The organism is Pseudarthrobacter sulfonivorans, assembly GCF_031454915.1.
Classification (GTDB): Bacteria; Actinomycetota; Actinomycetes; order Actinomycetales; family Micrococcaceae; genus Arthrobacter; species Arthrobacter sulfonivorans_C.
In genome coordinates, this window is the sequence record NZ_JAVDRS010000008.1 from 251,479 (window position 1) to 266,793 (window position 15,315).

12 protein-coding genes are annotated in these 15,315 nt (G+C 66.7%); 4 read left to right on the forward strand and 8 right to left on the reverse strand.

What is annotated here, in order from left to right:
* Positions 1–13: 13 nt before the first annotated feature.
* From J2808_RS17775 to J2808_RS17795, 5 genes are all read right to left on the reverse strand, one after another.
* A complete protein-coding gene (locus tag J2808_RS17775; RefSeq protein ID WP_309819253.1) occupies positions 14–1,120 on the reverse strand; it encodes a sulfite oxidase in 1,107 nt (368 codons plus the stop codon).
* 114 nt (positions 1,121–1,234) lie between these two features.
* On the reverse strand, positions 1,235–2,086 hold the full coding sequence (locus J2808_RS17780) for an SDR family oxidoreductase (RefSeq protein ID WP_309819255.1): 852 nt from the start codon (positions 2,084–2,086) through the stop codon (positions 1,235–1,237).
* Positions 2,087–2,094: 8 nt separating this feature from the next.
* Positions 2,095–3,099, reverse strand: a complete 1,005-nt coding sequence (locus tag J2808_RS17785; RefSeq protein WP_309819257.1) for an aldo/keto reductase family protein — start codon at positions 3,097–3,099, stop codon at positions 2,095–2,097.
* 93 nt (positions 3,100–3,192) lie between these two features.
* Complete coding sequence (locus J2808_RS17790) at positions 3,193–4,242, reverse strand: aldo/keto reductase (protein WP_309819259.1); 1,050 nt, start codon at positions 4,240–4,242, stop codon at positions 3,193–3,195.
* 170 nt (positions 4,243–4,412) lie between these two features.
* Positions 4,413–5,192: a hypothetical protein gene (locus J2808_RS17795; protein WP_309819261.1), complete on the reverse strand. Its 780-nt coding sequence runs from the start codon at positions 5,190–5,192 to the stop codon at positions 4,413–4,415.
* A 231-nt stretch (positions 5,193–5,423) separates the two neighbouring features.
* On the opposite strand from J2808_RS17795, the gene J2808_RS17800 reads away from it, so the two are divergent.
* Positions 5,424–5,825, forward strand: coding sequence for a YchJ family protein (locus tag J2808_RS17800; RefSeq protein ID WP_309819263.1), 402 nt, complete (start codon positions 5,424–5,426; stop codon positions 5,823–5,825).
* Here J2808_RS17800 and J2808_RS17805 read toward each other — a convergent pair.
* The 3 genes from J2808_RS17805 to J2808_RS17815 form a co-directional block, all read right to left on the reverse strand.
* Positions 5,822–6,685 (reverse strand): hypothetical protein, encoded by an 864-nt coding sequence (locus J2808_RS17805; RefSeq protein WP_309819265.1) that lies wholly within the window; start codon positions 6,683–6,685, stop codon positions 5,822–5,824. The two genes, J2808_RS17800 and J2808_RS17805, sit on opposite strands and share 4 nt — an antisense overlap.
* A gap of 51 nt (positions 6,686–6,736) precedes the next feature.
* Complete coding sequence (locus tag J2808_RS17810; protein ID WP_309819267.1) at positions 6,737–8,764, reverse strand: acyl-CoA dehydrogenase family protein; 2,028 nt, start codon at positions 8,762–8,764, stop codon at positions 6,737–6,739.
* Positions 8,765–8,827: 63 nt separating this feature from the next.
* Positions 8,828–9,130, reverse strand: a complete 303-nt coding sequence (locus tag J2808_RS17815; RefSeq protein WP_309819269.1) for a hypothetical protein — start codon at positions 9,128–9,130, stop codon at positions 8,828–8,830.
* 311 nt (positions 9,131–9,441) lie between these two features.
* Here J2808_RS17815 and J2808_RS17820 point away from each other — a divergent pair, with 311 nt between their 5' ends.
* From J2808_RS17820 to J2808_RS17830, 3 genes are read left to right on the forward strand one after another with little or no spacing between them, the layout of a single operon-like run.
* Positions 9,442–10,911, forward strand: coding sequence for a DUF3375 family protein (locus J2808_RS17820; protein ID WP_309819271.1), 1,470 nt, complete (start codon positions 9,442–9,444; stop codon positions 10,909–10,911).
* Complete coding sequence (locus tag J2808_RS17825) at positions 10,904–11,872, forward strand: DUF4194 domain-containing protein (protein ID WP_309819273.1); 969 nt, start codon at positions 10,904–10,906, stop codon at positions 11,870–11,872. The genes J2808_RS17820 and J2808_RS17825 overlap by 8 nt, the downstream gene beginning before the upstream one ends.
* Positions 11,869–15,300, forward strand: coding sequence for an ATP-binding protein (locus J2808_RS17830; protein WP_309819275.1), 3,432 nt, complete (start codon positions 11,869–11,871; stop codon positions 15,298–15,300). Before J2808_RS17825 ends, J2808_RS17830 begins: the two co-directional genes overlap by 4 nt.
* The last annotated feature ends 15 nt before the right edge of the window (positions 15,301–15,315 follow it).

The following is a 15,315-nucleotide window of genomic DNA, read 5'->3' on the forward strand; positions in this document are numbered from 1 at the left end:
CGAGGCAGGGAGGCTACTCCACTGTGACGCTGACCCGCTGAGCCACGTTGTTGCCCATCCCCTGGTAGTTCCAGTTCTGGGCCAGGGGCTGGGTGGCTCCGGTGCTGTCGGTGGCACGGCAGGAGAGTTCGTGTTCGCCCGGATCCGCCACCCACGGCAGCGTCCATTTGCACCAGGCGAACGGCCCGGCCGGTTTTTCCAGGTGCGCCGTAACCCACTGGCCGTCGATCCCCACCTCAACTGCGGTCACCGCGCCCTCACCGGACCAGGCCCTGCCCTGCAGCATCACCGGCCCGTGCGGCAGCACCCGCTTGCGGTAGAAGAAGTCCGGGATGCCCGGCGGGACCATCAGCGAACGGATCCGGATCCGCGAAACCGGCACACCGGCGTCGTCCGCGTTGTCCTGGTATTTGTACGCCACCTTCTGCTGGAACCCTTCAAAGGGAACTGTCACCACGTCGATGGACTGCAGCCACTTGACGCTGGCCATGCCGTACCAGCCCGGAACCACCAGCCGGAGCGGATAGCCATGCTGCGGGGGCAGGTCGCTGCCGTTCATCTTGTAGGCAAGCACGACGTCGGGACGCAGCGCCTCGCGGATAGGCAGGCTGCGGGCATACTGTTGCCGGACGCCGCCCTGGATCCCGGCGTCGGCCCCGGTGAAGACCACTTCCACGGCCCCGGGCAGCACCCGCGCCTTCGCCAGCAAATAGGCCAGCGGCACACCGGTCCATTCCGCGGTCCCCACCCCTTCGAGAACCCACGGCTGGCTCAGCGGCCGGGGCTTGAGCAGGGAACGGCCGTTGCCCGCACACTCAAGGGTGACCGGCACCGTGATGGCCGGGTCCCGCTTCAGCGCGGCGAGATTGAGCTCCAGAGACCGCTCCACCGCGCCCTTGACTTGAAGATGCCAAGGCGCCGCGTCGGTGTCCGGGATGTCGAAGTGCGTGAGCACGTAGTGCAGTCCAGGGGGAGTGAGGTCCCGGCGGAGTGCCTCGAGCGGCATTGAGTGGTTGCGGACCGCCAACTGCAGTTCCTCCGCGGTCAGCGGACCCGTGGTGGGTTCGCCGGGATGCGGTGCCAGGCGGGCGGACTGTCGGTGCTTGTAGATCTGCTTCATGGCGGGTGCGATTCTGCTCGATGCGGCCAGGCGTTCCCCCTCTTCACAGGTTTACGCCCGGCCACCCGCCGGGTCAACGGCCGGGACGCATCCCGGCCGTTGAACCTCCGCCCGCTACAGCTGCGGCTGCTGCAGGAACGCCGCAAAGCTGAGCGGCTCGTGGCCGGTCAGCGTCCGCACATCCGGTGACAGCCCGGCCAGTTCGCCCGCGGCGATCGCCGTATAGGTGCTCACCCACGCGTCCAGCTGCCACTGCGGTGCGCCGTACGATGCCCGGGACGCATACGCTTCCTCAACGGTTTCCGGGTGGTACGTGATGCTCCGACCGGTTTCCACCGTGAGGATGTCCGCGGCGGCCGGCAGGGTCAGCTCCTCCGGTCCGGTGAGGTTGTAGGTGGTCCCCACATGGAGTGCGGGATCCCGCAGTACTGTCACGGCTGAGCGGGCAACGTCCTCGCGGGAAACGGCGGAGACCACGCCATCCCCTGCGGGTCCGCGGATCACCCCGTCCTCACCCGCCAGGAGCGGCAGGAAGTCCAGGTAGAAGTTGTCCCGAAGGAACGTGAAATCCATCCCGGACGCCCTGATCCTCGCCTCGGTGGCGTAGTGGTCCCTTGCCAGCGTGAACGTGGCGTCCGGGGCCGCTCCGTAGAACGACGTATACACCACGTGCTGCACGCCGGCAGCAGCAGCGATATCGATGAAGGCGTAATGCTGCTGCAGCCGGTCCTCGGCTTCCGCCGCGGACACCATAAACAGGACCTTGACCCCCTCCAGAGCCTGACCCGCCAGGGCAGTGTCCGCATAGCTGAACACCAGCGGGACCGCGTCTTCGAGTTCCGGGGCGCGCCCGGCGTCGCGGACCAGCAGCCGCTGGGCGGTTCCGGCGTCGGCGAGTTGCCGGGCCACCATTCCGCCCAGGCCTCCGGTGGAGCCGGTGATGGCCAGGTCTGGAAGGGAAGTCAAGGAAACTCCTAGCCGTCGCGGGTGGCGGGGGACTTGGTTTGGGCCGGATCGCGTTCCGCCAGCGAACCGATGGCGTCGTCGATCTTCTTCATCGTCTCGGGCTCAAGCGTCACACCCGCGGCCGCCACGGTGTCCGCGAGCTGCTCCGGACGGGAGGCGCCCACGATGGCCGAGGCGATGTTCGGGTTCTGCAGCACCCAGGCTATGGCCAGCTGCGGCATGGAGAGCCCGGCTTCCGCGGCTACCGGCTTGAGGTCCTGGACGCCGGCGAGGACATCGTCACGCATCCAGCGCTCGATCATCTTCGCGCCGCCCTTGTCATCGGTGGCCCGGCTGCCTGCGGGGGCGGGCTGGCCGGGCAGGTACTTTCCGCTCAGCACACCCTGCGCCATGGGCGACCAGACGATCTGGGACACGCCCAGTTCCTCCGACGCCGGCACAACCTCGGCTTCGATGACCCGCCACAGCATGGAGTACTGCGGCTGGTTGGAGACCAGCTGGAAGCCCAGCTCCTTGGAGAGGGCATGGCCGGCCTTGATCTGCTCCGCTGTCCACTCACTTACGCCGATGTACAGCGCCTTACCCTGCCGGACGATGTCCGCAAACGCCTGCATGGTCTCTTCCAGCGGCGTTTCGTAGTCGTAGCGGTGGGCCTGGTAGAGGTCCACATAATCCGTCTGAAGCCGGCTGAGGGAGCCGTTGATCGACTCCATGATGTGCTTGCGGGACAGGCCACGATCGTTCTTGCCCCGCGGGCCGGTAGGCCAGTAAACCTTGGTGAAAATCTCCAGGGACTCGCGGCGTTCGCCTTTCAGCGCCTCGCCGAGGACTGTTTCCGCGGCCGTGTTGGCGTAGACGTCCGCCGTGTCAAAGGTGCTGATGCCGGCGTCGAGCGCTGCCCGCACGCACTGGGCGGCGACGTCGTTCTCCACCTGTGAGCCGTGCGTCAGCCAGTTGCCGAACGTGATTTCCGAGACTTTGAGGCCGCTGTTTCCGAGATATCTAAATTCCATGGGTTCCACGCTAACGGAGATGGTTGCTCAGGGTAAGGGCTTGGCCGGGTGCGGGTTTGGGAACGTACGTCGGCGTTGTGCCGGGTTCCGCGCTTAACGGCGGCGGAGCTCCGCGTACTCCAGGGACGGCACCACGGCGCCGGCATCGCGTTCCACGAAATTAGTCCCGGGCGGCACGAGTTCATCGATCGCATCCAGCACCGGCTCGCTCAGCAGCGTGTCCGCCGCCTTGAGGTAGGCCTGGAGGTGGGCTTCGGTGCGGGGGCCGATAATCACGCTGCTCACTGCAGGGTGGTTCAGGGCGAATCCGATCGAGAGCTCCACCAGGGAGATCTCCAGCTTGTCGGCCAGCCGGGCCAGCGAATCCGCGGCCAGGAGCTTCCGTTCGCTGGTAGGCCCGGAGATGTCGTACCGCCCCGGCAGTGAATGAACGCGGGTTGGCGGCTTGCCGGCGTCCAGGACAAACTCGCCGGACAGCCAGCCTCCCGCCAACGGACCGTAGGCCAGCACGCCCAGGCCGTACTGCTGGGCAATGGGAAGGACGTCGCGCTCGTTGCCGCGCACAAGCATCGAATAGGGCACCTGGTTGGCCACGGGCGGGATCAGGTGGTTGGTGGTGGCAAGCCACTGGGCCTCCACCAGTTGGGCGGGCGTGAAAACGGACGTGCCGTAGTAGAGGATCTTGCCCTGCCGGATGAGATCGTTCAGGGCGGTGATGGTCTCCAGCACGTCCGTGTTGTAGTCCGGACGGTGTGCCTGGTAAAGGTCGATGCGGTCCGTCTGCAGCCGGCGGAGGCTGCCCTCGACGGCCTGCATGATCCAGCGCCGGGAGTTGCCGGCGTGGGCCGGGTTCGGGCTCATCTGCCCGTGGAATTTGGTGGCCAGGAAGACGTCGTCGCGGCGGCCGCGGAGCGCCCGGCCCACCACCTGTTCGGACTCGCCCTGCGAGTAGACGTCGGCTGTGTCCACTGCGGTGATGCCGGCGTCCAGCGCCGACTGGATGATGCGGATGCTTTCGTCGGCGCCGGTGGGCGCGCCGCCTGCGGCGCCGCCGGGGCCTTCGCCGAAGTTCATGGTGCCCATGGTGAGCGGGCTGATGGGCGTGCCCGACCGGCCGAATACCCGAAGTTCGCTGAGGCTCATCCCCGGCTCCTCACGATCGATTCCCCACGCGGATTGCTGTGGATCGTCATGACGCTACACAAATTCGGCGCAGCGGAAACGATTCGCGCCTTAGTACTTCGCTTTTCGTAGCGGGGCGTAACCCGGCCGGGGGCCATGACGATTTGTGAAGGTTGCGGGCGCCGGTGCCATCAGTTGCGGTCTGCAGGCAGCTTGGCTTTGAGAGCCTTCGCATGTCCGGAAAGCGACACCAGGGAGCCGGTGTCCAACAGCGACATTGGCGTGGGGGCTGGTGGCTTCGTAAAGGACCGGGCCGCCCCGCCGCCATCACGCCCAGGATTGGCGTGCTCAGGAATATCCCGGTGCAGGGCCGACTCCACCAGCGGAGCCACCGCCTCCACCTTTGCCGCGGGGACGGAAGGTGCGGGAAGCTCGCGGACTGACACCTTGATCTCCGGGGTGGAGGCACGGGCGCGCGCCACGGCACGGGCGTCGGCTTCCGCGACGGCGGCTGCCCAGTCTTCGGCGAGCACCGGCGGCTCACGGCGGGCTGCGGTGAGCAGGGGGTGGTGCTCCACGGCTTCGTGGAACCGTGGCCGGAGTTCGGATGGTTTCAGGAGGCTCCGGCCGTTGGCCAGGGCTGCGCGGGTCTTGGTCCGGAGCGCGCTGCCTTTCGCACGGAGCACCCCGGCGCGGGGCGGTTTGGCGGGGGAGTGGGCGGCAGCGGCGCCGTCGTGCGTTGCAACGTACGGCGGCGTCCCCGCCTCCCCGGAAAGGCTGACCAAGGGGAGGGTTTCGTTCTTGGGGAGGCGCCCAAAAAGGGCCAGTACGGTCAGCACCAGGAGCCGTCCAACGCCGGCGAGCACCAGGGTGAGGACCACCAGCAGGAACAGGCCCAGGAACATCAGGAATGCGAGGCCGAGCGTGCCGAAAAACGTCAGGTTGAGAGCGATTGTCGTTGAATCTCCCACGTCATCTCTCCAATCTGCCAGCGGCGGTGCCCGTACCGGAACCCATCACCACGGGCGCCAAGCCCCTCCACTACCTTACGGACTATTTTTTGGCCCTGCCCCCGCCCGCGGGGGTGAATCCGAGGTTGTTTCGAAGCTGTTACCGGAAATGACAAACCGCCGTGCCGCCTATAGTCGGTAGAGACCATCAGGCCGCCGTGGGGCGGTCCGAACACCCCCAAAGGAGCACCATTGCCCGAGAACCCCGGCGCAGCTGCCAACTGCGTTTGCCTCTCCGGTGAGGCCTATGCGGACTGCTGCGGGCGGTTCCACAGCGGCGGCGCCGACGCCGCCACGGCGGAGCAGCTCATGCGCTCCCGCTACAGCGCCTTCGTGCTGCTGAACGCCGAATATCTCCGGAAAACCTGGCATCCGGACACCGTGCCGGCGGACCTGGAACTTGACCCGGCCATGGAATGGCGCCGCCTGGACATCCTCTCCACGAACCGGGGCGGACCGCTGGATACGGAAGGGACCGTGGAATTCAAGGCGCACTACCGGCACGACGGCGAACGCGGAGTCCACCACGAAACGAGCCGCTTCGTGCGCGAACACCGGCGCTGGTACTACGTGGATGCCGTGCGGCTCGCCTAGCCTTCGCTGTAGGTTTCGTCCGGGGTAAAACCGGCCCGGTCCACCTTGCGGTGGAAGCGCATGCCCGCCAGGCCGCCGAGCACTGCCCCCACCAGCGCAACCAGAGCCACCACTACGGCGGCAATGATGCTGGTGGTGGTCAGTTCGCCTTCGTTGAGGGGAATCCGCGGGAAGCTGTTGAGATTGGCCAGGACGTTGAACTGCTGCCCGGCGATGAGGCCCAGCAGTGCCACCACAACGGCGGCGATCAGGGCCCAGGCCCACACCATCATTCCCTGCCGGGCACCGTTGAACCGCGCCATCCGGCCGGCCACGTAACCGCCGGAATAGTAGGAGACGAAGAGGATCACCAGCAGCACGACGATGCCCACCACACCCACCGTGCCGTTGTTCGTCACCTGGTTCACGGCCTCATTGACGTCCGTGTCGCTGGCCAGCCCCACCGCGGTGCCCGCCGCGGCCACGAAAGCAGTCAGGAGGACCGCCATGCCGGTGGCGGCCAGCCACCCGAAGAACGCGGAACCCACTTTGACGCCGCCGAACTGTTCCTTTTCACGGGCGACGGCGGTCTGCCTGTCGGTAAGGCGAGGGTCCGTCAGGCTCGGGTCAATCGCCGGTGCCGGTTCTACAGCGTACTGCTCCGTCGGCGCTGGTTCAGCGGCGTACGGTTCCGCCGGGTAGGCCCGCTCAGCGTACGGCTGCCCGACGTTGGGCTGTGCATCGCCAGGCGGCAGGGGCTGATCGAGGGCGCGGGTTGGCTCACCACCGGCGAAGGCCGCGTCACGAGCAGTTTCGCTCCGCAGATTGTCATTCCGGGCCCGCCGCGGAAGTCCGTCCCCTGGTTCCATTTGGTTGCTCATGGGTCAACTCAACCACTGGTGGACAGTGATAACAAGGATGCTTACTATCTGCTAGCGGTAGTCCCGGTGCAGGTTTTGCTTCGTGGAGGCACCCGGCGTCGCGTCCGCGATCCACGGCCCTGTCCCCTCCGACTGGTCCAGCACGCCGGCCTCCAGCCAGGTGTAGTCCCCGGCCAAAACCTTTCGTGACAGTTCCTGGTCGCCGTCGTCCGTGTTGCGCCAGAGCTGGTCGAAGTACTCGTCCACCCGGACCCTGGCCTGCTCGCAGAATGCCTCCGCCAATTCATAGGCGCTGGCGGCATGTTCCGGCGCCGTCCGCAGGATCATCTCTGCGCGTGAACAGCACGCGGCCATGGCAAAGAGCTCGGCGCCGATGTCCACCACCCGGCCCAGGAAGGCCTGCTTGTACGCCAGGTTGGCCTGCCAGCGGCCCATGCCATAGAAGGTCTGGCGGGCAAGCCGCCGCGAAGACCTCTCCACAAAGCGCAGCTGCTTGGCCAGCCTTCCGAACTCACCGTAAGAGCGCGGGTCCATGCCGGCGCCGGCCACCAGCTTGGGCAGCCACTTCGCATAAAAACCGGAAGCCCCGACGGCGGCCTTCGCCTTGTCCTGCAGGCTCGCCGTGACGGATGCGAGATCGCCCGCCGCGGCCAGGTGGGCATCCACCGCTTCGCGAGCGATGAGTAGTTTCATGATCTCCGAGGATCCCTCGAAGATCCGGTTAATCCGGAGGTCGCGCAGCTGCTGCTCGGCCGGGACGGCCCGCTCGCCCCGGGCTTCCAGGGAATCGGCGGTCTCAAACCCGCGGCCGCCGCGGATCTGCACCAGTTCATCAGCGATGCGGTAGCTGATCTCGGTGGACCACAGCTTGGCCAGGGCTGCCTCGATCCGCACGTCCTTCTGCCCGGCGTCGGCCATTTCGGCGCACAGCTCGAACACAGCGTCGAGGGCGAACGCCGTAGCTGCGATGAAGGCGATCTTCTTGCTGACGGCTTCATGCATGCCCACCGGCTGCCCCCACTGGACGCGGGCGCCTGACCATTCGCGGGCGATCTTCAGGCTCCAGCGGCCGGAGGCAACGCACAGGGCCGGAATGGAAAGCCGTCCGGTGTTCAGCGTGCTCAAGGCAATCTTCAGGCCCTGGCCCTCACGTCCCAGCCTGTTTGCCGCCGGCACGCGCACCTGATGGAACCGGGTCACGCCGTTTTCGATGCCGCGCAGCCCCATAAAGGCATTGCGGTTCTCCACGGTGATGCCGGGGGAGTCCATCTCCACCACAAAAGCGCTGATGCCGCCCTTGTGGGCGGTGCCGTCCGCATCGGTGTGCGCCGGCACCACCGCCATCACCACGACCAGTTCGGCGATCACACCGTTGGTGGTCCAAAGTTTCACGCCGTCCAGAATGTAAGCCTCGCCGTCGTCCGTGGGCACTGCCGTGCTGCCCATCCGCGCCGGATCGCTGCCCACGTCAGGTTCGGTCAGGAGGTAGGCGGTGATTGCTCCGGCGGCGCACCGCGGCAGGTATTCACGTTTCTGATCCTCAGTGCCGAAAACCTTGACCGGTTCGGGGACTCCGATGGACTGGTGCGCGGAAAGCAGGGCGCCGATGCTGGGGTGGACGCTGCCCAGGAGCGCCAGGGCGCGTCCGTAGTAGACCAGGGACAGGCCCAGGCCGCCGTACTCCTGGGGGATCTTCATGCCAAACGCGCCAAGTTCTGCCAGGCCACGGAGGTATTCGTCCGGGATTTTGGCGTCACGTTCGATCACCCGTCCGGACATGGTGCGGGCGTAAGCGGTGAGCCGCTCCATAAACGCCTCGCCGCGTTCCACGTCATCAGCCTTCGCCTTCGGCCAGGGATGGACGAGGCCCAGGTCGAAGTTCCCCAGGTACAGTCCCTTGGCAAAGCTGGGCCGGTCCCAGCCAGTTTCGCGGGATGCCTCCGCAAGCGCTCGGGCGTCCTCGGCGGTGACCTCGGGGCCGAGGTTGTCCGCAGCGATGGGGACGTCTGAGGCCGGGGCATCCTTGGGCGGAACTTTGGTGCCAGCTTTGGTTGCGGAACTGTCAGTGGCGGAGCTCATGGGGTATCTCCTCTGCCCGGGATGGCCGGTTCAAGCCATGGATCCGCCGGGTTGGAGAACCCTTCAGCTGTCTCTCAACATTACCCGCGGGTAGCTTCCGGTGCTAGGGGAGGGCTGCCCTTGAAAGTCGCCGGGGATTTCCACTGTTGCGGCGTGGCGCACCAGCCGGTCCCAGCCCTGGTTGATGCCATGCACAACTGCCAGCAGCGACGTGGACGCGAGGACCCAGGCCAGCTTGCCGACGCCCACCAGAATCAGGGCAAGGAACCCCGCGGTCAGGACGAAGGCCACAAGGACCAGGGCAAACACCAGTGTTCCGATGAACACCATGGTGGCCGTTTCCACTGCACTTAAGTCGAACTGCATTGTTCCCCCTGCTGCGCCATTGCCTCGGTTGAATCAGTAGGACCGAGCGTAGGGGCTGCCGGCCGTCCCCAACCAGACGCGCCGCGCCCGGAGGGCGGGTTGATATGGGATCGCAATGCTACCCGGAGGTAGGTCACGGGGCGGTCGCGGAACGCTCACACACTCCCACCCAACGCGGGGTCACTTCGCGCCCAATGTTGCTCCCGGATCGGGCACTAAGTGACCCCGCGTTGGCTGGAAGGGGCTCTGCGTTAACCTTGTAGTTGGCAGTTTTCTGCCCAACCATCCCCCCAACAGCTGAAGGAGAGTGCGTGCCCCGCTCCGCCAGGTCATCCGCTGACGTGATCAGCGCCCGGCTCCGGGACCTCGAACTCCTCACCAAAGGACCGGCATGGGCGCTCACGCGCTCCGCACCGTGGGTCATCGCCGTGCTGCAGGCATCCTTTACCCGCACCCGTCCGCAGCTTCCGCTCGAGGAGTTCCATGCCGACGTCGACTCCTTCCTTGAGCAGCTCCGGCGCCAGGAGCCGGGGATAGGCGGCGCCGCGCACGGCACGTCCTCCGGCAGGAACTACGCGGATGAGTGGACACGCAAGAACTTCCTGACCCGCCGCAACCAGTCGGGGCAGATCGTGTACGAAGTCACCGAGCCTGCTGCCCGTGTGCTCGCGTTCCTGGACAGCCTTTCCAGCGAGCGGTCCACGCTGAACGGTTCCCGGCTGGGAACGCTCCTGGGCGACGTGGAGAAGCTGGCCAACGAGACCAACCCGGACCAGAGCGCCCGGCTGGAATCCCTCGGCGAGGAGATCGAGGAGAGGCGGCAGCTGATCCAGGACATCAGCTCCGGCGACTTCGATGGCCTGCTGGATGACGACGAAGCCGTGGAGGCTGCCGGCAACATCCTGGACCTGGCCGCGAGCCTGCCCGCCGACTACAAGAAGATGCGCGACCGCATCGAGGAACTGGTGGGCGCGCTGCGCAACCAGATCATCGAAGAGTCGCTGAGCAAGGGTGCCACCATGGCCCAGGTGCTGGAGGCTGACAAGCGGCTCCGGCAGAGCCCCGAAGGCAGGACTTTCCGTTCCTTCACTGCGTTCCTGGAGGACCCGCAACAGCAGCTGCGGTTCCGGTCGGCGATCGGCGAGGTCCTGAGCCGGCAGTTCGCCGATGACCTCTCGCCGGAGGACCGCGAGACCCTGAAGAACCTGGTGGCCGAGCTTCGCCACCAGCATGGCCAGATCCAGCGCATTTACGGCAAGCTCAGCGAAAGCCTGAACACCTACGTCCAAAGCGACGACTTCCGGCAGTCCGTCCGGCTCCGGCAGGTCCTGCGCGAGGCCGAGCAGGCCATCAGATCGCTGCCCTATGAACGGGAGCGGTCCGGCCTGGTCCGTGGCCCGGTACTGTTCAACGCCGGCTTCGAATCGCTGGCCATGGTCAAGCTCTACGACCCGGACGAGTTCGCCGTCCCGCCCAAGCTTGCAGATCCCATAGCCTTCAGCGACTCTGACCGCGTGCGCTCGCCGAGGACAGGCAAGGCGAGCCCCGACGCCATCCGTGCGGCTGTTGCGGGCGCTTCCACCCTGGCCGAAGCCTGGGAACAGCTGCCGGCCGAGGACCAGCACATCAACTCCATCCGGGCCCTCCTCGCCCACGCCCTCCAGGAAGGCGCGGCCTTCGACCGCGCAACCTGGGACGGGCTGGACTTCGAACAAATAGACGGCACCACCCGCAAGGCGTACCTGCCCGTGGTCACGCTCAAAAGGATTCATGATGACTGAAGAAACAACGACGGCGGCAGCCCCGGTGGGGAGCGAGACCCAGAACGCTCCGGTGGTGGAGCTTGTCGAGGCCCAGGAGATTTCGACAAGCTCAATCAGCAGAGGCGCCGGGGTTACGCCCCGCGACACCTTCGTGGACGGCGCGGCCTTGTTCCCCGGTGACACAGGCGTGCTCTCGATGAAGGTTCGCCAGGCGCTGGTGAAGTTGCTGAAGGGCCCGTATGTCGACGGCGGCCGGGACGAGAAGCTGTGGACCACGCTGCTGGACAACCAGCTGATCCTGCGCAGCCGCCTGTCCGAAGTCTTCCTGACGTTGCAGCTGGACCACGAGCGCAAGGTTGCGGTCCTGCGCCCGGTGGACCCGGAGGCCATCGGCGGCAGCACCCGTTCCAGCATCCTGCGCCAGCAGCGCGCCCTGAGCCGGGTCGAAACCATCGTGCTGCTCCGCCTGCGCCTGCTGCTGGATCGCCACGTCACGGCCCAGACTGATCCCACCATCGCCCGCGAAGAAATCGCGGACCTCGTGGCCCACTACCAGCCAGCCGGCCAGCAGGATGCCCTGCGCGATTCGGACGTAGTCAACCGCGCCATCACCAAGCTCCTGGCCCGCCAACTGCTCCTCCCCACCGGCCTGGACGACGTCTACACCATCTCCAACGCCCTCCCCCTGGCACTCCCGTTCGAAAACATCGGCGACATCCCAGCCCAAATCGAAGCCCTGGTAGCAGCCACAACAGACCCCGCCGGCACCGAACCCCTGCTGGAGCTCGACGCGGACTCAGGTGCGGAGGACGCTGGGGACGACGACGGCGACGCCGATGGCGCCCCCGCCCCTCCGCCGGGCGGCTCTGCTGCAAGCACCGAGCCACCCGGCTCCGATAGGCCCGATGCCACTCCCTGGGCGGCAACGGCGTCGTCGTCCGTGGGTGCACACGGAACCATCGAGGGGGCAGAAGCATGAGCATCGCATCCATGCTGCCGATGGGCGAACTCACGAACCCAGGCCAGATGCGCCTGGCGTTGGTGCAGGTGGTCAACTGGGGCACGTTCCACGGTGCGCACACGATGCACGTGGACCGCAACGGAACGCTCCTGACAGGCAACTCGGGCGTGGGCAAGTCCACGCTGTTTGATGCCATGCTCCGGGTGTTCGACGCCCGGCCGCGTTCCAATGAAGCCGCGGCCCAGCGCTCCGGCGGGGCGGTGGAGGATAAGAGGACCACATTCACGTACATGCGCGGCAAGGTGGGCGACAAGGCGGTGGGTGAAGGCTCGGCCAGCGCGTTCCAGCGCCCGGGGGCCACGTGGTCCGCCGTCGCGCTGACATACGATAACGCCGCGGGCACCCGCATTACCGTGTCGGCATTGTTCGATGTGCCCAAGAACGGCACGGAATCCAGTGTTGGGCGTTTCTACCTGATCGACAGCAAGCCGCTGGACCTCCCGGCCATCGAGGATATCGCGGAGAAGCGCTTCACCAAGGCCGCGCTGGAGACGATCTTCCCGGACGCCCAGGTTTTCGACGTCCACAAAGCCTTCGCCGAGCGCTTCCGCCGGCTGCTGGGCATCAGCTCGGACCAGGCGCTGCCGCTGCTCCGCGTGATCCAGGCCGGCAAAGGCCTGGGCGGCAGCGTCAACACCTTCTTCCGCGACCAGGTGCTGGACGCCCCGGCCACACTCGCCGCGGCCGATGACGTGGTCGAGGAATTCAGCAACCTGATGTCCATCCGGCAGCGGCTGGAGGATGTGCGTCAGCAGCGGGACCAGCTGGCACCCGTGCCCGGCCTGAACAAGGAGTACGCGCAGTCCCTGCTGGACGCGAACCGGCTCCGGGAGCTGGCGGGTGAGGAATTTGAGGCCTATAAGCAGCAGCTCGCCGTCACGGTGCACCAGAAAACCCTGGCCCGGTTCAAGGAGAGGGCTCAGGCCAAGGCCAAGGAACTCGGCGCCGAGCGAGGCATCCGTGACGGGCTGGCGAAGGAATTGCGCCAGCTCGAGACTGACTACAACAACCAGGGCGGCAACGCGATTTCCGCGATCGAACAGTCGCTGGAAAACGCGCGTGTGGGGCTGAGGCTCCGCGAGCAGGTGGAGGAGGCGGCCCGCAAGGCCTTGACCGACGCCGGCCTGCAGCTCGAATGGACCGCCGAGGGCTGGGAACAGGCCCACGAGCAGGCCGCCGCCAGGTCTGCCGAGCTGAAGGACGATTCCCAGGCCCTGCAGGAACTCCGCTTCGAAGCTTTCGATGGCCACGCCACGAAAAAACGCGAGCTCGCGGCTGCCCAGCAGGAGCTTGTCTCGCTGCAGACGCGCAAGTCCCTGCTGCCGCCGTCGAGCATTGAAAACCGTGCGGCCATCGCCGCGGCAACTGGTGTTCCCGAGGACCGGATGCCGTTCGGGGGCGAGCTGATGGACCTCGCCGAGGGCGAAGAGCAATGGCGGCCGGCCGCGGAGCGTGCGCTCCGTAATCTGGCCACCACCCTGCTGGTTCCCGGCGAACACTTCGCCGCGGTGACCCGTTACCTGAACGACCACAAGGTGCGCGGAGCCCTGCGCGCCGTGGACGTGTCCAAGCCGCTCGCGGGCGCCGCCCTCGCCGTGGAGGACGTGCGCGACGGCGATTTGCTGACCAAGCTGGACATCCTTGCCAGCGGCGCGGTGACTGACGCCGGGGAATGGATCCGCGAGCGGATCGCCCTCGATTTCGCCTTTCCGTGTGTGGAGCACCCGGACGAGCTGGCGAAGCTGGACAAGGGCCTGAGCCTGGGCGGTGTGGTCAAGCGCAACCGCCACACGGTGGAGAAGGACGACCGTTTCACCAGCCGCCAGGACTACGTGCTGGGGTTCGACAACGCCGCCAAGCTGGAGCTCGTCGCTGCCCAGGTGGAGGACCTGCAGCAGGAACTGTCGAAGGCAGCTGAGCTGGCCCAGAGCCGCGAAGAGTCCCACCAGGGCATGAGCAGGCAGCTCGACGCGCTCCGGCGCATCGCCGAGGACCACCGTTCCTGGGAGCAGGTATCGGCTGCGGTAGCCGCCGAGGAACTCACCAGGATTGAACAGCGGCTCAGGGATGCCCTCGCGGCCCAGGCGGACCTGGAACCGCTGCGGGCCAGCATCGAAGCGGCGCGGCAGAAACACCAGGCCAGTACCGAGGCCGCGGCCGTCCTGCAAAGCGAATACAAGGCACTCGACCGGCAGCTGAGCGCCGCCGATTCATTGCTGGAAGGCGCACGTGCCCGCCTGACTGAGGCGCCGCCGTCGGACGTTACCGTCACCGCGCTGGAACCGTACTTTACGGACTTTGGCGACGTCAGCGAGATGCATGAGTTGGACAACCTGGCCAACCGCGTACGGACTGCCCTGCTCGGGGAATTGCACACCGCCGAGTCGCGCGGGCAGGCCACCTCCGAGCGGCTCACCCGGATCTTCGAGGGCTTTGTGCGCGAGTGGGGCTCCGCGATCTCGGCGGACCACGGCACTTCCATCGGCGCAGCCGGGGAGTTTGAGTCCCGCTACCACGCCATCGTCAGCGACGGGCTGCCCGCGCAGGAGACTGAGTTCCGGCAGTTCTTCAACCAGCGCACCCACGAATCATTCAGCACCCTGCTGCACCTGCTGGACGAGGAGCGGCGCTCCATCACCAGCCGCATCCTGCCGCTGAACGGCATCCTGTCCGAGGTGAACTTCCACGAGGGCAGCTTCCTGGAGCTGGACATCAAACAGACGCTCCCCGCGACAGCAAAACAGTTCAAGGACGCCATCCAGACTGCGCTGAAGGCGCGGCACACGCGGCCGGCCCGCGGTGCTGCGGACGCCGGCGGGGACGACGACGCCGAGCTCACCGCGCGTTACAAGACCCTGGAAACGCTCGTGAAGCGCCTGGGATCGCCGACGCCCGAGGACCGGCGCTGGCGCGCCGAGGTGCTGGATGTCCGCGGCCACCTGTTCATCCAGTGCAAGGAGCACCGGGAAAACGGCAAGCGGACTGACGTTTACATGCATGCCGATACCGGCTCCATGTCCGGCGGCGAGCGGCAGCGCTTCACGGCGTTCATCATGGCCGCGGCGCTGAGCTACCAGCTGGGCATCGCCGAGCAGGGCTTCACCACCTACGGCACCGTGATGATGGATGAGGCGTTTGTCCTGGCTTCCGAGGAGTTTGCCGGCGCGGGCATCAAGGCGCTGCACGAATTCGGGTTCCAGCTGCTGCTGGCCGCGCCGGAAAACGTGATCGACCTGTCCCGGCACCTGGGCTCCGTGACCGAGATCCTGCGGGACAAGCGCACCAACCGCTCGGGTGTCCTCACAGCGCCGGTGATCCGCCCCAGGCCCGGGTCCGAGGGCGCTTGGCGGTCCGAGGCGAACCCTGTGGACATCATCCTCCGCTAGGCCAGATGCTCTCAC